Genomic DNA, 21,640 nt, shown 5'->3' on the forward strand with positions numbered 1-21,640 from the left:
CGCATCTCCGGTTAAACATTCTGAGTGCATTCGTACCATAACAGAATGGTCTTTAAACTGACTGGGTCTCCTTTAACAATGGCCACGTGTTCGGTGTCATCTAAGACGTTGCGGTAAGCATAGAGTTGAAATGTGCCGAACTGACTGGGAAACTGACAAACAGTTCGCGGTAGACAAAGCGATCGTGTTTGAGGCGATAACTAATCAGATCAGCAATACTAATCAGTTTCAGGTTATGTTTTTTGGCATAATCGAATAGTTGAGGGAGTCGGGCCATGGAACCGTCAGGGTTTTGGATCTCACAGATCACCCTGCCGGATAAAGTCCTGCGAGTCTCGCTAAGTCTACGGCTGCTTCGTATGACCGGCCCGTTTAAGAACCCCTCCCACTCTGGCCCGAATGGGAAAAATATGACCTGGACGGGTTAAATCGTCAGGTTGGGTGTTAGGATTAATGGCCACTTGAATGGTACGGGCCCTATCTTCTGCGGAGATCCCCGTAGAAACCCCCAGATGGGGAGACGCATCAATACTGACGGTAAAAGCGGTTTGATTGCTGTCGGTGTTTTTAGTGACCATCAGGGGAAGGTCTAACTCATCTAACCGTTGCCCGTTCATGGCTAAACAGATCAGTCCCCTGGCTTCAACTGCCATGAAATTAATCATATTAGGGGTGGCAAATTGAGCGGCGCAGATGATATCCCCTTCATTTTCGCGGTTTTCGTCATCGACAACAATAATAGCCCGGCCAGCCTTAATATCGGCTAAGGCCGCATCAATGGGATCAAATTCAGGAATTAGGGTTTGTGAAGCGTTCACAAGTGATTGCTGATATTAATAGAACTTAACTTATTTTAGCTCGTGTTTCAGAATCAAGCCCTTAACCATTATGTCAGAGCAGATAATTTACTCGCTTTGAGATTGTTCAAACATATAACCTCTACCACGAATGGTTTTGATGCGTTGGCCTTGAAGATCATTAATTTTTTTACGAATTTGACCAATATGCACATCGACTTTTCTTTCAACCGTTATTTCATGATGATCTCCCCAAACCGCAGAAATTAAGTCGCTTCTTTCCCAAACGCGGTTAGGATGGGTAGCCAAAAAGTACAATAACTCGAATTCTAAAGAGGTAAGGGGTAACACTTCCTGGTTAAGGGTCACTTCGCATCGGTTAGGATCAATGGTCAATTCATCAATCGTGATACAGTTATTGGGGGTATTTAGGTTAACTTCTCCCCCATCACGGCGTTTTAATAAAGCAGCAATTTTGGCTTTGAGAATTTCTAAATTAAAGGGTTTGGTCAAATAATCATCGGCCCCTTGTTCAAACCCTTCTAAAACATAGTTAGTGTCGGTCATACAGGTTAACATCAGCACAAGGGTTCCGGTTTGACGAATTTCTTTACAAAGACTAAACCCACTTTCGTCGGGTAAATTCACATCTAAAATCGCTAAATCTGGGCTAAGCTTTTGAAAGAGTTGTCTTGCAGTTCTGACATCTGCTGCCGATTCAATATGATAGTTATTGTAGCTAAAAAATCGAGAAATTAATTGGCAAATCGCCGGATCATCATCCACAATTAAAATTTTAGGTTGAGGGGAATTAATTATCATAGACGTTTGTAAGTAGGGGATATGAACAGTCATAATTGAAGATGGTTAGGAAACAAATAGATAAAAACTTAACTGATGAGAAGTTGCCCAAAGTAAGATATATAAAGGGAAATTTTATGCTATTTTTATCTCAGTATGGGTGAAAGGATCTTTTAAGCATACTTAAACAGTCATCGACAATGGTTTGCACTACAATCAAAGAGGATCGAAGTCCCTAACTTGATCGTGGTTTTGGGTTTGAGTTAGCCATGAACTTCCTACTTGAATCAACAAACCGTTACCCATTGTCTTTATTGGTTATAGTCAATGACAATATCATCAGACTCTTTTTTTTGCTCGCCAAGACACAACGCCACTCATTGATGTTTTAACCACCTTAAAAAACAAGCCCGATGCTGCTTTTTATGTTCCCGGCCATAAACGGGGACAAGGTATTAGCGATCGCCTCTTGTCTTTGTTAGGAAAGACAGTGTTTCAAGCTGACTTACCAGAATTGCCCGAGTTGGGGAATTTGTTTGCCCCTGATGAGGCCATTAAACAAGCCCAAATCTTAGCATCGGAAGCCTTTGGGGCTGATCGCAGTTGGTTCCTGGTAAATGGCTCAACCTGTGGCGTTATTGCTGCCATTGTGGCAACTTGTAGCCCTGGAGATAAAATTATTGTACCCCGTAACGCCCATCAATCTGTCATTATGGGTTTAATTGTTTCTGGAGCGATTCCTATTTTTCTTAATCCAGAATACGATCCTACCTGGGATCTGGCTCTGAGCATTACCCCAAAGGCATTAGAAGCCACTTTAAAAAACAATTCCGATGTTAAAGCCGTTTTATTGGTTTATCCTACTTATCACGGTGTTTGTGGGGACATCCAATCTATCGCAGCGATTACTCATCGTTATAACATTCCCTTACTGGTAGATGAAGCTCACGGGGCGCATTTTGAGTTTCATGAAGCCTTACCCCCTTCTGCTTTGTCCATGGGAGCGGATTTAAGCGTACAATCGACTCATAAGGTCCTCTCGGCCATGACTCAGGCGTCTATGTTACATATACAAGGCGATCGCATTCATCCTCAACGCATTAGTCAAGCCTTACAATTAGTTGAGTCTACCAGTCCTAGTTATTTATTATTAGCGTCTTTGGATGGGGCGAGACAACAAATGGCGTTACACGGAGAAAAGTTATTAACTCAAACCATCGAATTATCGAAATTAGCGGTTGACAAAATTAAAGAAATAGACCATTTATCGGTTTTAGAATTAAAAGAAAAGCGTCCAGGATTTCATGATTTAGATATAACTCGCCTAACAGTTAATGTCACTGGTTTGGGGATAACGGGTTTAGAAGTCGATGATATTTTCCGAGAAAAATTAGAGGTTACTGCTGAGTTACCGATGTTATCCCATTTAGCTTTTATTATTTCTATTGGTAATAGGAAACAGGATATTAACAAATTAATTGATGCTTTTAATACCCTTCATAATTATTTTCGTTCCTCTGCTAATTCTCGGTTTTGCTCCTCTCCCTATCTCTTAAACCCGTCTCCCTTAACATTATCTCCTAGGGAGGCTTTTTTTGCTCCTAAAAAGTTAGTGAAAATTGAGCAAAGTATTGGGAAAATTAGTAGTGAATTAATTTGTCCTTATCCCCCCGGTATTCCTGTTTTAATGCCAGGAGAAATGATTACCCATGAAGCCATAACCTACCTAACAAAAATACAACAGCTAGGGGGTATGATTTCTGGTTGTAGTGATAGCACTTTAAAGCAAATTAATATAGTTATTAATTAATCTTTTCAGGGACATCAACATTAGAAAGATTCGCTAAAGATTTAAGGTGTTGAGCGCGAATCAATTCAGTAAAATTTAAAATAGAACGGCCTTCTAATTTAGCAGCGTTTTCTATGCCTTCTAAAAGATTTTGCGCTGCTTGTACTTCTGTATAACCGCGTCTTAAAGCCACTTTGATAGCAGCTTCATCCGTATCTAATTCTCGTTGAACACTTTTATTGTCTCGCCAGATTTGTCTAATTGAAATAGCCGTTAAACCACCAGCAATTAACATTCCTATGGCATCACCTTGCCCAGTTTCAACCATTAATCCGATAGTTCCAGCTAAGACAATTAATTGATTAACATCGGGCTTAAACCAACGAATATTAATTAAACGATTAGTAGCCCTTAATATTAATAAATCTCTTTGCCCGCTTGGTAGCCGTCGCCATAAATCAAAGTTAATATAAATAGGACGGCTTTCTCGATTCCAAGGGGGCGCAAAGGGGGCATCAATCACCTTCGACTGCTGGGGTTTGCTAACAATCTTCGTTAACATTCTCCCCGAAGCAGGCATGATATCTAATAAACGACTAATCTCAGCATCAATACTCATAAAAAAATAACCAAAACCCTTACTCTATTATTGAGTATAATGAGTGGTAGAGGTACCGTCTTTTTGAAAACAAGTTTCTAAGAGTTGAATTTTGTATAAATACCAAAAACGTTTGGTTTGCCAAACCATTGGTTTCTGGGGATCAAATAAAGGTTGATTAAGATAGGTCCAAATAGCAATTCCGATATGTTTAAAACGCCATAAGTTTATTGATGATTTCATTGTTCTAAAATCCCTAAGTAATTTTTAAAGCAAAACCATTAAGTGCTGTTTAAGAATTATGGGTTATCCTTGTTAGATAACCTTTCTATTATCAATGTGACAGATTAGGGATTAATTATGCTTGGTGACAAACACGGAATATTGTGCCAAAATTTACGGATACTCCGTATTTTCTGGGATTAGTGAAAACAAGACCTTTTTACAATAACTAAAGTCCTTAATATGATTACATTGTAGCTCTTAATCGTTTCTAATCTTGTTACTATTCTGCCTCACAAAATATCGATCTCAACCGAATTTTAAATGAGTAAATACACTCATTTTTCCCTGAATCACCGTAATCAATACCATTCATTCATTTTTTTTAATAATCAAACGTTTAGAAATCAATAACTAATAGGTTTTGCGAGTTATATCAATGGTAATGTTACCGCCAAAATCGGGAATGGGAGGGGCTAGTTTAGTTAATCTTACCCTAACTTGATTAACCTTTGGTAAAGAGAGTATGTCTTGAGCGATCATTTCTGTTAACTTTTCAATAAGTGCCACTTTGGTGGTTTTAATATGATTTTTAACGATGGCGATCGCCTGTCGATAATCTGAGGTATCATCAAGATTATCCGTAACACCAGCCTCTTTTAAATCTACCCCTAACGTTAAATTGACTTCAAACCATTGTCCTAAAACTTGCTCTTCCGGTAAATAACCAGTATAACCGTAACAACGAATGCCAGTCACTTCAATAAAATCCATTTCAGTTATTAGTTGAATTGAACTATTTAGACAAAATCTAGGTTCAATCGTTATGATTGTGAATAGGATAATTTTACTATAAATCTTATGAGTCACTCACCCAATCATAATCTTTCTCGTGAAGTCAAAACTCAAATTACTATTTTAGGCAGTTTTGTCAGTATTTTCTGGATCACTGAACTAATTGACGTTTTCTTTTTAAAAGGTAGATTAAATCAATATGGAATTCAACCCCATAGTTTAATTGGTTTACGAGGTATCCTTTTTGCTCCTTTTTTGCATGGAGATTTACCCCATTTAATTAGTAATACTATCCCTTTTCTGGTGTTAGGATGGTTAGTTATGTTACAAGAAACAAGTGATTTCTGGATTGTTACTATTTTAACCATGATCGTCGGTGGTTTAGGGGTATGGTTGTTTGCTGCACCAACTTCTATCCATATCGGGGCTAGTATTTTGATTTTTGGTTACTTAGGATTTTTATTACTACGAGGTTATTTTCAGCGTAATTTTATCTCCGTTTTTCTATCTGTTGTAGTAGCTTTTCTTTATGGCGGGTTAGTGTTAGGTGTGTTACCTACAGCATCGGGAATTTCTTGGCAAGGCCACTTATTTGGCTTTTTGGGTGGCATTTTAGCCGCTAAATTAATCGCCAATGAAAAGCGGTATTATCATTAAAAAAATAGAGTGAAAATCTATTTTAGGGTTGGGAGGGAAGAGATAAAACCGCATCGAATTGACTGGTAGAATTATCAGGAAAACTGACAGTTATTCCTAACCCTTGTATCGACTCTACAATGGGTTTGCTTTTCGGTGGAATTGTCTTACCAGGCAACTGATTTAATTGTTGAGAGATTTGGGAAAAATCAACATAAAAATAACCTAAATTCTGAGACGGTAAAAGGGATTTAAGTTCTTTAAAATTGGGATTTTGTAGTATCGTCTCTTGTTGTTTTAATTCTTGTACTATCTCAAAAGATGTTCCCAATGTTACCATTAAATTTTCATTATCTAACCATCCATAAGACAAGATTACACCTTGTAAGGGAAACATCCATTCCACCACGTCAATTCCTTGAAGACTTCTTTTATTTACCGTAACATTATTATCATTAGCTAACTCAGTTAACTTGTCTAAAGTGTTATTGGCTGTTTGGCGATCGCTGGTTTCTAACATTACCATTCCTCCTACTCCTAAATTAGCAATTCCCCCCCGATCTAACTCTATCATTCCTAATCCAAATTCTCCATTCATCCAGTTAAAAACTTCTTGATCTGCATCTAAATTAACCTCACGAAATGTCTGACGAATTTCCCTAACCAAACGATTGACTTCTTGATCTTTTTGAGCCGTTTCTAGTAATTGATTCCATCCTTGATCAATGCCTTGGCCATTGGCTAATAAGAAGGTTTTTCCAGGAAAGTCTGCTAAAATATTACTGGGTATTGTCTCAGGAATTTGATCGATTTGATCGGGGTTAAGATTAGCGATCGCTTGTAAATGTAGTCCCTGTTTTTCTGCCCCTATTCCAATTAGAATGGATTCAACTTCATCTAATTGTTTTAAGCTAGTTTCTGGAATAGGTTGCTCGGTATTTTCTAAAAATTGTTTGATGGTTTCCCCATAATTAGGAATATAAATATTGAAAAGCGTATTTTTAATCGATAGAGGTTGCTTTAATAATTCTTGAACTTGAGGTTTATCAGCATAGGAAGACGCTCCTTTAAAACTATCAATTGCTGTCTCAATGGTATAATCTTTTTCAGCGACTACTAAGCGATTATCTAAAAGAGCAAAACTGAAATCTTTTCCAGAGGTATCTGTTACTTGTTTAATGGTAATATCTTGATATTCCTTCGTTTCTACAGTAACATTTTCTTGTTTTTTAAGTTTATCAAAAAATTGCTTTGCTTTAACTTTATTCTTGATACCCACAACCATTAAAGGTTGCACATTTTCAGGTATTGGAGATGTTTTTTGAGGGGGCAGTAATGCTATAGTTATCCCATCTACCCAGGGTTGAATATCCTTTTCAAAAGAAATATTTTTATTCGCAAAATTCTCATTATTCCATTGATCAATACGGGTTTGAATGTCTTGTTGTGTTTGAGGGTTTCCATACTGAGATAACTGTTGCCAAGCTTTTTTATTAGTTGATAGATAACCACTAGCAAACGCTGACTCAGGAATGACTTCTGCTGCTACTAAAGGGGTGATAGTTTGACCCGGAAAGAATGGTAAGTTCCCTCGAAAATAATAATAAGCTCCTGCGCTTCCTACTGCTACAATAGCTGTTAATCCAATAATCGGAAGACAACCATAACCTGATCTATTCTCAGTTGACATAATCTTTAATCATAATCATTGTATCTATTATAAGTCATGATTCATGAATTAAAGAGCTAATAAGTATTAGCTTAATTCCTTTTATTCAAAACTATATCCAAAAGTAGCTATGTCATCTTTATATGCTTCTTCTAGCCATGCGGCAGTCTTGTCATTATAATATAAGCGATAATCTTTCTTTCGTTTTGATGAATTAACATGAGGTAGGGATGCTTTCACATCCAACTTTTCTAGAAGGGAGTTAAAGTCTTGATCTAGTTGTTCATATTTCCCAATAAAATCTACTAAACAATTACCTTGTTCATCATATAAAAAACTTTTTTGTAAGCGAATTTCGTGAGTTGTCCACCAATCATTAACAAGCCAATCTATATATTCATCAAAATTTTTTTTAGATTTAATTAGTTGATGATGTTTATTAGTTTTTTCTTTCCGAGCATAGTGATATAAAGATACTTGCCAATCCCAAGGATTACGAACAAAACCAAATTTATAAAATGTATTAAAAACTTTAGGAGAAAGAGATTTTTTGAGTTCAGAAGCTGTTACATGATGCTCGAATTTAGTTACTCTATCAAACAAATAAGGAACCTCGAGGCTTAATATTTGTGAGATTTTATCTAGACTTTTTACATAGAGGCTAGGTGAATATTGATATGATTTAAGGGCCTTATTAATACTACTACCAGCTACTTTATAAACATGGATAAAGATAAATTTTTTTTCAAATGAAATGAGCATAACTTTTTTATAAAACCTCGACTACTTATGGCGATTATTATACTTGTTATGTTAACAGACTCTACGAACAAATAGTTAAGTTTTTCTGGACAAATTTTCTCACCCCCATGAGCTAAGGTTTTCAAAAGAGACTGGGTGCACTACCCCAATAAAACCTAAGAATTATTTTTCTTGTTTAATCGCGGCTAAAACCTGGGAATGAATTGACCCATTTGTCGCTAAAACACCATGATTATTGCTTAATTTTGCCCCTACAGAAAAATCTAAAGGTTTACCCTCTAAATCTGTTACTTTACCCCCGGCTTCTTCTACCATAATCACTCCGGCTGCATGATCCCAGATATTTTCTTTCTTGCCTTCAAATTGCGGTAAAGGAACTCTCGTATAAAGATGAGCATCTCCTCTGGCGATCGCTCCATATTTCGCCAAAGAGTCCATTTGTTTGGCTGCATAGGTTAACCCTAAACGCTGATCGATGGCGGTTTGCACCTGGCGATCGCTATGGACGGATTCAACACTTTCGATGCGATATAATTGCTCAAAATGAGCCGAAGGATCTACTTGAATCTTTTGAGAAGTTCCCCCTTCTAGGGGTATTTCTACAGCCCCTTGACCCCGAATCGCCAAGAAAATAACTCCCTTATTCCCATCTTCTCTCGGAAAGGCAGGACAAGCTAACACCCCTAACTTCACCTCTCCTGCTTCCACTAACGCCAAAGCGACAGCATATTGATCGCCTCGGATAAATCCTTTTGTGCCATCAATGGGGTCCAAAGTCCAGTAACGGGGTGCAACGTTTCCATTACCCCAGTTGATCCAATCAATAACATTGTCGGGGGTTGCTGTGGGAATACTTTGTTGTACCTGTTCAATAATTTGCTGACGAACTCCTTCTAAGCCGGGTTTTTGCAGAAGTGTCGCGTCTTCTTCACCAATGACTGGATCATTCGGAAATGACTCCATTAACCCTTGACATAGGATAGCTTGCGCCCCAAAATCTGCCACGGTTACGGGACTGGTATCAGCTTTTTGCACAGCTTGGCGGCCTTGGGTTTGTTGGACTCGTTGACACAGTTTAGCTGCTTGTCTGACTATCTTCAACGCTAATTCTTTTTCTGGTTGATAACTCATTTTTTAACAAACCTAGTTCCTTATTTATTATCTATTAGATTATGCACTGCTTCGACGACGCGATTTAAACCGACAGAATTAGACGCTTTAAATAAAATGCGATCGCCCGGTTTAATGACTTCGGTTAAGCGTTGTATCAATGCTTCATGGGTAGAAAAACATTCGGTTTCAATGGTTTTAACTCCTTGAGTAATAGCTTGGGCTTCTGGGTCATCCACTAAGATATAAAGACCATCAATGTCCAATTTTTCAGCCATTGCCCCCACTTCCTGATGTAACTGCCCTGATGCTTCTCCTAATTCTTTCATGGTGCCGAGGACGGCTAAATGACGCTGACCGGGGGTATCTTTGAGCAGTTGTAAGGCTGCTTTCATGGACTCTAAACCAGCGTTATAGGTTTCGTCTAAAAGGAGGATATCGTTATGGAGGGAATATTGTTGCGATCGCCCTTTGGGAAGGTCAACGGTTACCCCTTGGGTCAAAAGATTCCAGTCTAAGTTTAACTGTTTCGTCACTGCCAAAGCAGCTAAATAATTCAAAGCATTGTGACGACCGGGTAAAGGTAGAGGAAAATCCATTCCCTCGACTCTTAATATCTGATTATCGAGCAATTCTCCTGTAATATCGCCTCCTTCTAATCCATAGGTAATGGTTTTACCTTGCCATACCCTGGCTGCTGTTTCCATGAGCCGTGGATCATCATGATTAAGGATAGCAATGCTATCTTGGGGCATTTCGGCCAACAATTCGCATTTTGCCTCAGCGATCGCTTCTCGTGATCCCAGTCGTCCAATATGTGCCGTTCCTACATTGGTAATGATGCCAATGGTAGGGCGAGCAATTTGACTGAGTAAGGCAATTTCTCCTCTAGCTCGCATCGCCATTTCAACAACAGCATAATCATCACTTGTTGTTAATGATAAGAGGGTTTTCGGTACACCAATTTCGTTATTATAGTTAGCTTGGGTTTTCTGAACCTTTCCATAAACCCCTAATACTGAAGCGATTAACTCTTTTGTTGTGGTCTTGCCCACCGACCCTGTGATGCCGATGATAGGAATTGTCAGCTTATTTCGCCACCAATTTGCAATTTCTTGATATGCGATTAATGTATCTTTAACAATAATTTGCGGAATTTTCTTACTAGAAATTACCGATACCTCATGGTCGACAATTATGGCGATTGCTCCTTTAGAAATTGCATTTTCTATAAATGAATGACCATCAAATTTTTCTCCTTTTAGGGCGACAAATAGATCATTCTCTCTTAAAAATCGAGTATCTGTATTAACTTCATGTATTACTTGATTTGATAAAAGTTGAGAAGACTTTCGGAAATTTTTGTTTAAAATATTTGGAATTTCACTTAGAATCATCTTACTAACTAGAATAACTACGGAGAAAAATATCGGGAATTCACTGAATATGAAAAATGGAAAATTTGTGATCAAGATCACATACAAAAGGTGTTCTTTTCCGTTACTTTAAGGAATGTCTTTACAAAACAAAGGTTATTAACTAAAGTATGTTTAACTATAAACTTTATCAAAACGGGTTTAACTGAGCTATTATTAACCAATTGAGAAAGAGAAGTGTTTTCTAAATTCTTACTAAGATTGCTATAATAGTGAGGCAATAGAATACAAACCATTGGCAAAAACAAAACAGCTAAAAATGCTTGAGCAACTTCTATCATTAGACCAAAAGCGGGCGAGAAATTTACCGATAATCTAAACGGAATTTTACAGCCCCAGGTTGAATTAATCAATTAGAATGGGCTGACGACCATGAAGCACCTATCCCAAACCCACTCATTACAACAAGGAGCTAAAGAAGAGCAACTCTTCTACGACTACTTCTTACAGCACGTCCGAACTGACACCCCAGGTCAGTTGGTTGAAGACTTTCGTCGCTTATTTATCGAAGCTAGAGGGTTTCGCGATCCTCAACTCTATACAGCGTTAGAAAAAATCGTGAAACAGAAGAATGGTGAATATCAATTCAACTACTTCTTCAACCGTTGCTGCCATATTTTAATCAACCATTGGCAGATGGATGTTCAGTCTCATAGTGCGATTCCTGAGTTAGTTGGGCTTTTTGAGAATCTTGCTCCTCCCCGTAGTGGTTATCAAAATACAGCGAACCGAGTTCGATATCTGGTCAAAAACTTTACCCAGTCCGATCAGTATAATAAGCTTCAGCGATTGGCCCGGGTTATTAATAACAAACTCAATCCCGAAAAGTCTAACACGGTGGGTAACTTGATTCATCGTTATCCCTATTTGTATAATCATTGTCTTTTGGGAGAAGAAAGCAGCCAAGAACACCAACAAACGGTAAGAAAAATTAAAACTCAAACGGAAAAACGTTTCGAGGTGAATTTGTCTCGCTATGTTACCTATAAAGTAAGATTAGCACAACTGTCGAGATCCCCTGAATTAGCCGTTCCCGAAAAAGGCCGTATTATTCGCCCGGTCAAAAATCCCACCCTTCTCAAAGATAAAGAATTAAACCAAGCATTAAAGCATTATGTCGGCACGGTTGATGGAGGTTATACCTATAAAAGTTTATCGCAAAACTTCTTGAGTCATACGGTTCATACCCAAACCTTCGGACGTTACAAAGATGATCTTTATGAGTATATTCTCACTTCTTTAGATCCTAAATATTCCAAAGGACAATTTAATAAAAATCTCTACCAATTACTACAGAACACTCTCCCTGAGTGTAATCATCAAAAACCCAGTGAGTTCTTGATGTTACGAACTGCGAGTCAATTAATGAATTTTTTGGTGGTAGAAAACGGTAAGAAACCCGATCACTACGTTTTTGTCGACATGATTTCTAATATGGGAGTCACACGGACAATGGGTTTACTACTGAAGGTTGTTTTAGTGTCTAGCAAGGTTAAACCCTATTTAGAAAAGCGTTTTTCTATCTTATTCAATCACTACGAATCTTTTACTAAAGAAGGGGTTCCCTGGTTAGTTAAATCCTTAGAAAATTTACAATTAGCGTTTAGCGTTCATTTTGGCAAGGTAGATTTATCCTGTTTAAAACAAGTTAAAATGAGATAAGTTTAAGAAGATTTGATAGTCTTCAGTTGGGTTTCAAGTCTATATTTCTATGTTTCAAGCGACACGCCGTCGTCTAGCCCTGTGGTACACTGCGGTTACAGCTATTTTGCTCCTTCTGTTTGCTACAGGAGTCTTTTTTTATGTTCGGAGTACCTTAGTTGAACGAGTTGATGATACCTTAAAGCACGTTGTCGAGGTGGTTAACCGTTCTTTGGTCATTGAGTCCGTTTCTGTGTCTCAGGGACGCTATCAGGTCAATGTAGAGGCTAGTTTTAGGGATAATGCAGAAGCAGTGGAAGATGATCATATTGATATTGAATGGTTTAACCCTCAAGGAGAGTTAGTTTGGTCAACGTTTAGTGATCCTCCTGTGATCCCTCTTCATCTTAACCGACGAGCGGAAACGGTTCATCTTAACGGCGATCGCATTCTTAGACAGGTGACGGCAAAAATCAATTTAGAGCGTTATATTTTAGGGTATTTAAGGGTTAGTCATCCTTGGTTTGAGGTGACAAAACCCATTCGTCAATTGAGTTTTGATTTAGCTTTAGGAACCTTAATTACAATTATTATTGTCGGGTTTATTGGTTGGTTTTTATCGGGTTTAGCGATTCAACCGATCCGAGATTCTTATCAAAGTTTAAAACAATTTACTGCGGATGCTTCCCACGAATTAAGAAATCCTATTGCTACCATTCAAACCAATGTACAAATGGCTTTAACCTATGGAAATACTGATCCACAAGTGCAACAAAGACAGTTAAAAGTAGTCGAAAGATTGACGAAACGGTTAGGAAATTTAGTCAATGATTTATTATTTTTGGCTCGATCTGATAGTGGAATGTTACAAGCTAGACAGCAAAAGATTCCTTTAGATGCTTTATTAATTGAAGTGATAGAAGAACAAAGAATCTTGGCTCAACAAAAGAATATTTTTTTGTCATTACATATTGTAGAACCCAATAACAATGATGAGGATAATTTCAGTTTATCGGGAGATTGGGATCAACTCGCTCGTTTATTTACTAATTTAATTAGTAACGGATTAGAACATAGTTTTTCTGAGGAAACTGTCTCAGAAAAAAACAATCAAGCAGCTTCGGTTGAGGTAGAATTACAAAGAATTAAACGCGATCGCTTACATCAGTTACAAGTTAAAGTCAAAGATACCGGAAAAGGGGTTCCTGAGACAGCCTTAAATCATTTATTTGATCGGTTTTATCAAGTTGATCCCTCTCGTAAAAGTACAGGGGGTTCGGGTTTAGGATTGGCGATCGCTAAAGCTATTGTAGACAATCATCATGGACACATTAAAGTAGAAAGCGAGTTAGGCAAAGGAACGATCTTTACAGTCGTTTTACCAATTTAGAGATTATCTAGTAATACAAATAAGGTGTTTGTTATTTGTTAGGGTTGAAATTATTATCTAATCAACCATTGCCACCCCCTCTAACTCCCCCTCACAAAAGGGGGAGAACCCTTGCCCATTCCCCCTTCCCTAGTGCGTGGCACGATAAAACCCAATCTAGGGTAAGGTTAACGAAGCTGCCAGGCTATTCTGCTAACACCCTATGATTGGGAAAAGAAAATGTATCTTGGGATTTATTTTATCTCCCTACTCTTAATATAGCAAAGATTAGGGCAAAGCATTATAGACAATCGTTTAAACTTAAGATGAATGATTAATCTATATGAGTGAATTCTATGGCCCAATCTCAAAAGCGAGACTCTTCTAAAAATGTGGATAAGCAACCGATTGCACCCATTGGTCAATGGCTTGATGTTGAACAAATTCAACTCCCCCAACGGCAACCGCGACGCTCTTTTAACCGAGAAAAGTTAGAGGAATTGACAGCATCTATTGAAGAATACGGGATTTTAGAACCTTTAATCGTTCGACCCCTGAATGATCATCTCTATGAGTTGGTAGCCGGGGAACGTCGTTATCGTGCAGCGAAAAATGCCCGAAAAACACAAATTCCTGTCATTGTTAAGGATATTGATGAACAACAAGCGTTTGAGTTGGCTTTGTTGGAGAATATGCAACGGGACGACCTTAACGCCATTGATGAAACAGAAGGAATGTTAGAGTTAATTCGTCAAACCTTAGAGATAGCTTCTAATCAAGAAGTGATTCAACTTCTGAATAAGGCGGCCAATGCTCAACGACGGAATCAACCTTTGACGGATAACGTTAAACGTCAAATAGATATGATCGATGATCTTTTTATGAAAATCGGACGATTGAATCGAGAGAGTTTTCGGACTAATCGTTTACCGTTGTTAAATTTGCCTGATGATGTCTTACAAGTATTAAGACAAGGAGAATTAGACTATACTAAAGCTAAGGCGATCGCTAAACTAGATAATGAGATTGACCGTAGAAATTTGATGGAGTTAGCCATTACTGAACAGTTAACTTTGAGGCAAATTAAGGAAAAAATTCAAGAAATTTTAGAACAAAATCAAACAGTCCCAAGAGTTAATAATTCAACAGATTTATATAAAGAGTTTAAAGCTATAACAAAAATTAAATCCGATGCTTGGAAGGATGAAAGCAAAAAGGCTCAACTTGAAACTTTATTGATGCAACTTAGAGATATTTTAGAATAAAGATTTGGATTTGTGCTTAGAGAAGCAAGGGATCGCACAAAAGTCCATAATTAAGGCTTCAGCCTTTCTTCTGACTAGCTTTGTTGTTCTCAATGACTTACTACAAACTTACATTTATTTTTATCTACCTACTTATTTTGTTGACGGATAACGTTATCCGTCAAGATTATTGATTCAGCTTAACAATAGGATAAAGATGATAGTGAGGATAAAATAAAAATAGTCCCTTGCAAAACATCAAGAGACTAAATCAAACAAATACTATTACAAGTTTAACTTATGAATGAACCTATCACAGTTCCTTATTCCCTACAAGAAATTCTCAAACGTATTGAGGATAAAATAGACACCAATCAAAAAGAGATTAAACAAGAAATTAAGGACGTTAGACAAGAAATTAAGGGTGTAAATACCAAACTTGAAAAGTTGAATACGGTTGAGGTAGAACTAGCAGAAGTTAAAACAGACCTTAAAGGAATCAATAAACGCTTAGATTCTCAAGAGTTTCTTAATCGTTCTGTTGCCGTTGGTTTCATCTTGGCTTTCGTTTCAGGGTTCATCAAGTTATTTTTTCCCAACTTATTGCCACATTAATTATTTACCGAATTTAGATGAATATTTTTATTGCTTGTAGGGGTCAACGGCCGTTGACCCCTACGTTTATCTTTTTGACGGATAACGTTATACGTCACGAGTACCAACCCATTTCACTATTACTTCCCCTATTAGCAATCTAGCTCTGATCAATAAATACATAACAAGTTCACCGTTATGTAACAAGCTGTAATAACTTATAGTCTCCTCCTACTACGCCAATAATGTAGCCTTAAAGTTTTCTATAGTCTTCCCCTACTCCAGTAATGCTCACAATGTATGCAGACAACTCTCGGCAGCCCTGGATAGCACTGGATAGCATTGCACACTTCACCAATAACTTGATAGTGTCACCCTATACCCACCCTACACCCAAGTAGACTAGCCCGAAAACTAAACTATTCATGACTCGCCCTTAGCATACTCCTTATGTAATATAGCAACACCTGTGTACACAAGAGAGTAGTTCTAACTGTACTCCTGCGTCCTAAACACAAATGATGTACTCCTGCAATATCATTGATTGTCAATTAGTTGATTATCATATAATTTTTGATTTTAAATATTGCACAAAAACGATTTTATAAGTTATCCTGATCAATATGGGTAAGTTGTAAGCTACCAGGCTAAAAACACCCTCTGTTGAATTAGAAAATGTATTATGTGGTTTAAACAAGCAAAAAAAGAGAACAAACCAGACAATAATCAGCACTCTTTAAGCGTGAACATTGCTAAAGTTCTCTCGTTAACGTTAATTGTCTGTTTGGTTGGTTCAATCGTCTTAAGTATCCAAGATAAACCAACTCCTGATCTTGTCACTGATCTCGCTCAAAGTTCCTTTGCAACCTTAACAGGGATGTTAATTACTCGGTTGTAAAAAAAGCGTAGAGTGGGCAAACAGAGATAATTGATAACTGAATCAAGATAGTTTCTATCATTGCCCACCATCATCGTTATATCATTCTTCAATAGAAACGGTGGGCAAAAATAATTACCTAACCTGATCATGAAGTATCTTTCAGTGTTTGCCCACCCTACAGGAATGGACATAATAGGTGTTGAATTAATTCAAAGAAGATACTGGGGAAAGATTGAAAAAGACGATAGAAGATAGTATTTGTTTTGATCCCTTATTATTTTTGTTTTTGAGCCATTTTCGCCTTCCAATCTTCAATAATACGTTGTCGTTGTCTGGCAATAACTAAAGCATGATCTGGAACATCGTTTGTAACAACCGATCCGGCAGCCACTGTTACCTCTTCACCCAACGTTACCGGCGCAACAAAGACACTGTTTGCACCTGTTTTAGTGCGATCGCCTATAATGGTCTGATGCTTCTGATAACCATCATAATTAGCGGTAATAGTTCCTGCACCCACATTAACTTGTTGGCCTAACTGAGCATCCCCAAGATAGGATAAATGAGCAACATTGCTCTTATTTCCTACCTGAGTCTTTTTAATCTCCACAAAATTACCAATGCGACAAGATGCTTCAATTTTCGCCTCTCCTCTTAGATGGGTGTATGGGCCAACCCGACAGTTATCAGCAACCTCAGAGTCACTCACAACCGAATAAAGTACCGTTACTTCTTCACCGATGGTACTATTTTCAATGAGACTACCCGGACCGATACGACTTTTTGCACCGACAGTTGTTTTACCCCGTAAATGGGTTTGAGGTTCGAGGATGACATCAGGTGCTAAATTAACCGTATCATCAATAGTAATGCTATCAGCATCAATCATCGTCACCCCTGCACTCATCCAACGCTTTTTGATGCGATCTTGTAAAATATCGTTAGCTTCAGACAGTTGATAGCGATCATTGATCCCATTAATCTCATAATAATCTTCTACATCAACGGCCATCACAGGGTTAAGATAATCGACAACCTCGGTTAAATAATACTCTTGTTGGTCATTATTAGTAGAAAGTTTCGGTAACACTTGAGCTAACTGGGGCCAGTTAAAACAATAAATTCCTCCATTTACCCGATGATTTTTCCTTTGTGCTGCATTACAGTCACGATCTTCGACAATTTGACTAACATAGTTGTTTCCATCGCAGAAAACTCGTCCGTAACCTTTGGGGTTGGGTAAATTAGCGGTTAATAAGGTGGCTGCGTTATTATTTTTTTGATGAATATGAAGTAATTTTTCTAAGGTTTCAGAGCGTAATAAGGGCGCATCGCCGTTTAAAACCAATAAATCTCCCTCAAACCCTTGTAAATGGGGTAATAACTGCTGTATAGCGTGGCCTGTGCCTAATTGTTCCTTTTGTTCTACGAATTCTAGGGATGAGGGATTTTCAAAAGACTGTTTGACTTGTTCCCCTTCATAACCAATAATAATCAATTTTCGGGATGGGTTAATGAGATCGCAACTATCGAGTACCCTTTGTACAAGCGATCGCCCCCCTAAAGTGTGTAATACTTTAGGTAAGTCAGATTTCATCCGTGTTCCTTTTCCTGCTGCAAGAATTGCTACGGCTACCATGTTTCTATCCATCAACAGTCTCGAAAGGAGTATATCGTGTCCTGTGTTTTTTGCATAGGGGTTTAGGAATGTAGAATGTAGAATGTAGAATTTAGAATGAACAATATTTTTAGACTTCCTGAATTGCCTAAAAAACAAGAGATTTTTGAGACGATTATTAATAGTAAAAATGTTATAATAGAGCGTATTATTTCTACGGGACAAACCACACCGGAAGGCTCTTGGTATGATCAAGATCAAGATGAATGGGTGATTTTGTTGCAAGGAGAGGCGACGTTATTATACTCAGATAACTCCTCAATTGATCTTAAATCAGGAGATTATTTATTAATTAAAGCTCATCAAAAACATCGGGTTATTTTTACCAGTAGTGATCCCCCTTGCATTTGGTTAGCTATTCATGGAAATTTAGTCGGTTAATTATACAATTTTAGCCGGATCTAACCATCGTAAAATTTCATATTTTAGTTGATATAAATCACGGGAAAGAGTTTGTTTAACCCATTGTCCGACGGCATCAAAAGGAGTAAAAACTTCCCCCATTTGCCACTTTATTTCTTGGGATAAGGGGGTTAAATGATTACCCGATAAATTTTGTAAGGCGATTAAATTAGGATATTTTTCGTCTAAAAGAGGACTTAAAACTAGAGTTTCATCTATGTTATCGTTAGTGAATTTTACTAATAAGTTGCGTCTTATTTTGTAATCTTTTGCGATAATGATTTTAGTTTCATCAGGAGAGGGTGTAAACTCTAAACTTAAGTATTTTTCTACATCAATTTGTTCTAAAAAAGGGATCGCTTTTTTGACCGGATAATTATTAAAAGAAATAAGAATATTACCTGCCCTTTCAACAGAAAAAAGACTCCCAATTAATAAATGAAGTTTACACCCCATACTGTGACCAATGCCATAAATGGGTAAATAACCTTGTCCGAGGGATCTATTCGTGTGTAAACGGTCTAAAATGTTCTCAAAACGGTTAAGAACACTGCGAGCGATCGCTAAATGATCAAACGTATTCACAAAAGGAGTCGCTATGATAGCATACCCTTCCTTGGCCAATTCTTCGAGGAGCCAACGATAGGTAACATTCGGTGCCGTTCCTACAAAAGCACCGCCTAAAAAATGAATAATCGCGACGGGGTATCTAGGAACTAAAACGGAACTTCCTGAGATTTCTTGCCATTCCATAATCTAATTAACTTAATCCGATCTTCTTTATGGTTCACCCTCAGAGGTTTCAGTGTCAAGAATTGGCACAAATTCGTTTTGGGGAGCTAAAGAAGGAGGCAGTTCTGGTTGTGGGGGTTGCATAAGCTTATTCCATGTCGTAATTTGGGCTTGAGCGGAGCTATAAGCCGCACTATCCCTAGGAATCATCTTAGCTAATTTCAGGGCTTCAGGTAACAAGGAACGACTGGCTAATTTTTGAGCCATAGAGAGTAATTGGAAACTCCAACGATCTAGGGCTTGTTTCGCTTGAGAACCTACATCAGTGGAAGCGGGAATTTTACGCACCACAGCAATGGCCGAAATTAAGGCTTGAGGGGTTTGGGGTTGAGCGATTAAATAAGCTTCTTGTAAATTGCGATCGGCCTGAATTTCCTGTTGCCATTGGTTAATATTCCTTTGAGCTTCTGAATACAGAACCCGGCCTGAACCAATTCGCTGAGCGGTGTTAATCGCTGCTTGATACTCGTTTCCGGCTGCTAAGGCCATGGCTTGATTAAGAATCGGTTGATCTTCTTGACGTTGAATACTGGTACGCCATTGATTAATTTCTTGTCGGGCTTCACCGGACAAAGCTCGGCCCGATCCAATCCTTTGAGCTTGAGCGATCGCTTCTCTTAAATCAGAGATATTGCCACTGGCTGCGATACTGCGGGCATTGTCAAGAATCGGTTGATCTTCGCGCAGTTGAATGGTATTAGTCCATTGACTAATTTCTTCTCTGGCCTCTTGATAACGGGGGTTACTCGATGGAACTTGTTCGGCGGCTGCGATCGCTGCATTCAAATCATCTACACTCCCCCCTGACGCTAAGTCACGGGCTTCTTGCAGATGAATAACATCTTGTTTTTCTAATTGGAAACGACTGATCAAATCTTGGGCTTCTTGATAGAGGGGACGATTTTCGTCAATTTCTTCTAGGGCTAGAATAGCAATTTCTAAGTTTTCGACGGTTCCGGTTTGAGCGTCGAGGCCGGCACTGGCCAGGGTTCTCCAGTCGGCAATCTCTTCCGATAAGGCCAAACTATCTGGGAGTTGATTAACCACATCAGATAAACTGGACCAACGACGCTCATCAATCAGATCATCAACATGATCCATAATTTTTTCTTTGGCATCTGCGATGAGGTTTTGAGCTTCTCGGTAGGCGTAACTCTCAGGGGTAATTTTTTCAGCGTCGGCGATCGCTGATAACCAGTTCTCGATTCCTCCACGACGCATCACTGCATAAGCTTTGTCCAAGCGACTGCTTTCTTCTTGGGCGAGTTGAATTCTCTTGACCGTGTCATCATATCGCGTGGTTGCCCAGTATTTGTTGGGAACACTCAAGAGTTTAACCGCTTCTCTAAAGGCGAAATTCCAGTTCGACTCCCGTAACTCTTCTTCCACTTGAGCAAAAATTTCTTCTCCTTCTCGCCAAATGCTGCGCCACTTTTCGATTCGCTCTTCTACGACTTCGTACACTTGAACGTTATTAGGGACACGACGGGCTGTTTTAATGGCTGCTTCTAATTTACCCTGTTGGAATTCTTTTTCGGCAATATCAAGAATCGCCACAGCCCATTCTTCAACGTTACGGTTAATTTCATGTCGGAGGGGGTGATCATCGGGTAGTGCCTCAACTAATTTAATGGCACGTAGGAAGCTATCGACGGTCCCTTGTTCTGCTTCTATTTGGGCGCAATAGATACGCATGGAGGCTGAGGCCACGGGCCAAAAAATTCGCACACATTGAGGGGATTTTGGCAACCTTAACAACATCGAGGTTGCGGTAAAACCGATGGTTCCAGAGACAATAATTAAAATAATTGCCCACAGTTGCCAAGGAATTTGACCAGTTCGCAGGGCAATTCGCTCTAATAAAGCTTGGTGATTGGCAGTCGTCCCTTGATTTGTTGATCGTTCCATAATATTAGAGACTTTAACAAGTCCCGATTCCTCCTCATCAACCCCTTCTATTATGCCTTGCTTAAGGGATTATACCTAATTTTTTTTAAGGCATCAGACACAACAGGGTTTAATGATAATGTAACGCAAAGTTTTAGCTTTGTGATGGGCGATGATAAAATATAAATAGTGTCAGCCATGGAGAAATTCAATTATGAATACCGAAGAAAAAGCACGGGAATTGATGGCTCAAGAACATCTTAACGATGAACAACGTCATCAAACAATGGTTAATCGGGCTGCTGAAGTGGAGCAAACTCACCACGAAGAAGATGTTAATGAAAAAGCGAGGGAGTCCTTAGCCCAAGAACGTAAGCACCAAGAAACTAGAGAAGAGTCGATGTTAGAACGTTCTATTGAAGAAATTAGTTAATATTTTCTATTTTTTATTCCTGCATGGGGTTACCCGTGTAGGTTTAACTGTATTGAATAGATTACTGGATCTTGGTGACTTGATGCTTTGAGCGGATTGTTTTTT

At 38.4% G+C, this 21,640-nt stretch carries 20 protein-coding genes and 2 pseudogenes; 9 read left to right on the forward strand and 13 right to left on the reverse strand.

Annotated features, from left to right (window positions below; genetic code table 11):
* Window positions 1–818 (reverse strand): annotated as a pseudogene (gene ribB, locus C4E06_RS14740) (3,4-dihydroxy-2-butanone-4-phosphate synthase); the annotation flags it as partial.
* A gap of 87 nt (window positions 819–905) precedes the next feature.
* On the reverse strand, window positions 906–1,619 hold the full coding sequence (locus C4E06_RS14745; protein ID WP_198648701.1) for a response regulator transcription factor: 714 nt from the start codon (window positions 1,617–1,619) through the stop codon (window positions 906–908).
* Window positions 1,620–1,977: 358 nt separating this feature from the next.
* Between C4E06_RS14745 and C4E06_RS14750 the strand changes: the two genes are divergently transcribed.
* A complete protein-coding gene (locus C4E06_RS14750; protein ID WP_107668756.1) occupies window positions 1,978–3,408 on the forward strand; it encodes an aminotransferase class I/II-fold pyridoxal phosphate-dependent enzyme in 1,431 nt (476 codons plus the stop codon).
* Here the strand turns inward: C4E06_RS14750 and C4E06_RS14755 are convergent.
* The 3 genes from C4E06_RS14755 to folB form a co-directional block, all read right to left on the reverse strand.
* Window positions 3,401–4,006 (reverse strand): DUF3318 domain-containing protein, encoded by a 606-nt coding sequence (locus C4E06_RS14755; protein ID WP_107668757.1) that lies wholly within the window; start codon window positions 4,004–4,006, stop codon window positions 3,401–3,403. The genes C4E06_RS14750 and C4E06_RS14755 overlap by 8 nt on opposite strands.
* Before the next feature lie 27 nt (window positions 4,007–4,033).
* On the reverse strand, window positions 4,034–4,228 hold the full coding sequence (locus C4E06_RS14760) for a hypothetical protein (protein WP_107668758.1): 195 nt from the start codon (window positions 4,226–4,228) through the stop codon (window positions 4,034–4,036).
* Between the two features lie 393 nt (window positions 4,229–4,621).
* Window positions 4,622–4,981 (reverse strand): dihydroneopterin aldolase, encoded by a 360-nt coding sequence (gene folB, locus C4E06_RS14765; RefSeq protein ID WP_107668759.1) that lies wholly within the window; start codon window positions 4,979–4,981, stop codon window positions 4,622–4,624.
* Window positions 4,982–5,068: 87 nt separating this feature from the next.
* Here folB and C4E06_RS14770 point away from each other — a divergent pair, with 87 nt between their 5' ends.
* Entirely contained in the window at window positions 5,069–5,659 is a 591-nt protein-coding gene (locus tag C4E06_RS14770; RefSeq protein WP_107668760.1) for a rhomboid family intramembrane serine protease, read from the forward strand.
* 22 nt (window positions 5,660–5,681) lie between these two features.
* Here the strand turns inward: C4E06_RS14770 and C4E06_RS14775 are convergent, their stop codons facing one another.
* The 4 genes from C4E06_RS14775 to murF all read right to left on the reverse strand — a co-directional run bounded on the left by C4E06_RS14775 (window position 5,682) and on the right by murF (window position 10,576).
* The gene (locus C4E06_RS14775; protein WP_107668761.1) at window positions 5,682–7,328 is read right to left on the reverse strand and encodes a DUF3352 domain-containing protein; all 1,647 of its coding nucleotides are present in this window, start codon (window positions 7,326–7,328) and stop codon (window positions 5,682–5,684) included.
* 81 nt (window positions 7,329–7,409) lie between these two features.
* Window positions 7,410–8,069 carry a sulfotransferase family 2 domain-containing protein gene (locus C4E06_RS14780; protein ID WP_107668762.1) on the reverse strand — a complete coding sequence of 220 codons (660 nt, stop codon included), beginning with the start codon at window positions 8,067–8,069 and terminating at the stop codon, window positions 7,410–7,412.
* A gap of 162 nt (window positions 8,070–8,231) precedes the next feature.
* Window positions 8,232–9,200, reverse strand: a complete 969-nt coding sequence (locus C4E06_RS14785; protein WP_107668763.1) for a 3'(2'),5'-bisphosphate nucleotidase — start codon at window positions 9,198–9,200, stop codon at window positions 8,232–8,234.
* A gap of 20 nt (window positions 9,201–9,220) precedes the next feature.
* Window positions 9,221–10,576: a UDP-N-acetylmuramoyl-tripeptide--D-alanyl-D-alanine ligase gene (gene murF / locus C4E06_RS14790; RefSeq protein WP_107668764.1), complete on the reverse strand. Its 1,356-nt coding sequence runs from the start codon at window positions 10,574–10,576 to the stop codon at window positions 9,221–9,223.
* A 411-nt stretch (window positions 10,577–10,987) separates the two neighbouring features.
* Here murF and C4E06_RS14795 point away from each other — a divergent pair, with 411 nt between their 5' ends.
* The 5 genes from C4E06_RS14795 (at window position 10,988) to C4E06_RS14815 (ending at window position 16,361) form a co-directional block, all read left to right on the forward strand.
* Window positions 10,988–12,277 (forward strand): hypothetical protein, encoded by a 1,290-nt coding sequence (locus C4E06_RS14795; RefSeq protein ID WP_107668765.1) that lies wholly within the window; start codon window positions 10,988–10,990, stop codon window positions 12,275–12,277.
* A 49-nt stretch (window positions 12,278–12,326) separates the two neighbouring features.
* Window positions 12,327–13,646: a cell wall metabolism sensor histidine kinase WalK gene (locus C4E06_RS14800; protein WP_107668766.1), complete on the forward strand. Its 1,320-nt coding sequence runs from the start codon at window positions 12,327–12,329 to the stop codon at window positions 13,644–13,646.
* Window positions 13,647–13,981: 335 nt separating this feature from the next.
* Window positions 13,982–14,890, forward strand: coding sequence for a ParB/RepB/Spo0J family partition protein (locus C4E06_RS14805; RefSeq protein ID WP_107668767.1), 909 nt, complete (start codon window positions 13,982–13,984; stop codon window positions 14,888–14,890).
* 279 nt (window positions 14,891–15,169) lie between these two features.
* Entirely contained in the window at window positions 15,170–15,484 is a 315-nt protein-coding gene (locus tag C4E06_RS14810) for a hypothetical protein (RefSeq protein ID WP_107668768.1), read from the forward strand.
* Between the two features lie 661 nt (window positions 15,485–16,145).
* Entirely contained in the window at window positions 16,146–16,361 is a 216-nt protein-coding gene (locus C4E06_RS14815; protein ID WP_107668769.1) for a hypothetical protein, read from the forward strand.
* Between the two features lie 181 nt (window positions 16,362–16,542).
* Here C4E06_RS14815 and C4E06_RS29590 read toward each other — a convergent pair.
* Together C4E06_RS29590 and glmU are read right to left on the reverse strand one after the other, a co-directional pair.
* A pseudogene (locus C4E06_RS29590) lies at window positions 16,543–16,611 on the reverse strand (DUF2887 domain-containing protein); the annotation flags it as partial.
* Between the two features lie 6 nt (window positions 16,612–16,617).
* Window positions 16,618–17,982, reverse strand: coding sequence for a bifunctional UDP-N-acetylglucosamine diphosphorylase/glucosamine-1-phosphate N-acetyltransferase GlmU (glmU, locus tag C4E06_RS14825; RefSeq protein ID WP_107668770.1), 1,365 nt, complete (start codon window positions 17,980–17,982; stop codon window positions 16,618–16,620).
* Between the two features lie 96 nt (window positions 17,983–18,078).
* Here glmU and C4E06_RS14830 point away from each other — a divergent pair, with 96 nt between their 5' ends.
* Window positions 18,079–18,402, forward strand: a complete 324-nt coding sequence (locus tag C4E06_RS14830; protein WP_107668771.1) for a cupin domain-containing protein — start codon at window positions 18,079–18,081, stop codon at window positions 18,400–18,402.
* Here the strand turns inward: C4E06_RS14830 and C4E06_RS14835 are convergent, their stop codons facing one another.
* Both C4E06_RS14835 and C4E06_RS14840 read right to left on the reverse strand, forming a co-directional pair.
* Window positions 18,403–19,176: a DUF1350 family protein gene (locus C4E06_RS14835; RefSeq protein ID WP_107668772.1), complete on the reverse strand. Its 774-nt coding sequence runs from the start codon at window positions 19,174–19,176 to the stop codon at window positions 18,403–18,405.
* Between the two features lie 27 nt (window positions 19,177–19,203).
* On the reverse strand, window positions 19,204–21,123 hold the full coding sequence (locus C4E06_RS14840) for a chromosome segregation ATPase (protein WP_107668773.1): 1,920 nt from the start codon (window positions 21,121–21,123) through the stop codon (window positions 19,204–19,206).
* A 193-nt stretch (window positions 21,124–21,316) separates the two neighbouring features.
* On the opposite strand from C4E06_RS14840, the gene C4E06_RS14845 reads away from it, so the two are divergent.
* Window positions 21,317–21,535, forward strand: a complete 219-nt coding sequence (locus tag C4E06_RS14845; protein WP_107668774.1) for a hypothetical protein — start codon at window positions 21,317–21,319, stop codon at window positions 21,533–21,535.
* The last annotated feature ends 105 nt before the right edge of the window (window positions 21,536–21,640 follow it).

The organism is Cyanothece sp. BG0011 (assembly GCF_003013815.1).
Lineage (GTDB): Bacteria > Cyanobacteriota > Cyanobacteriia > Cyanobacteriales > Microcystaceae > Crocosphaera.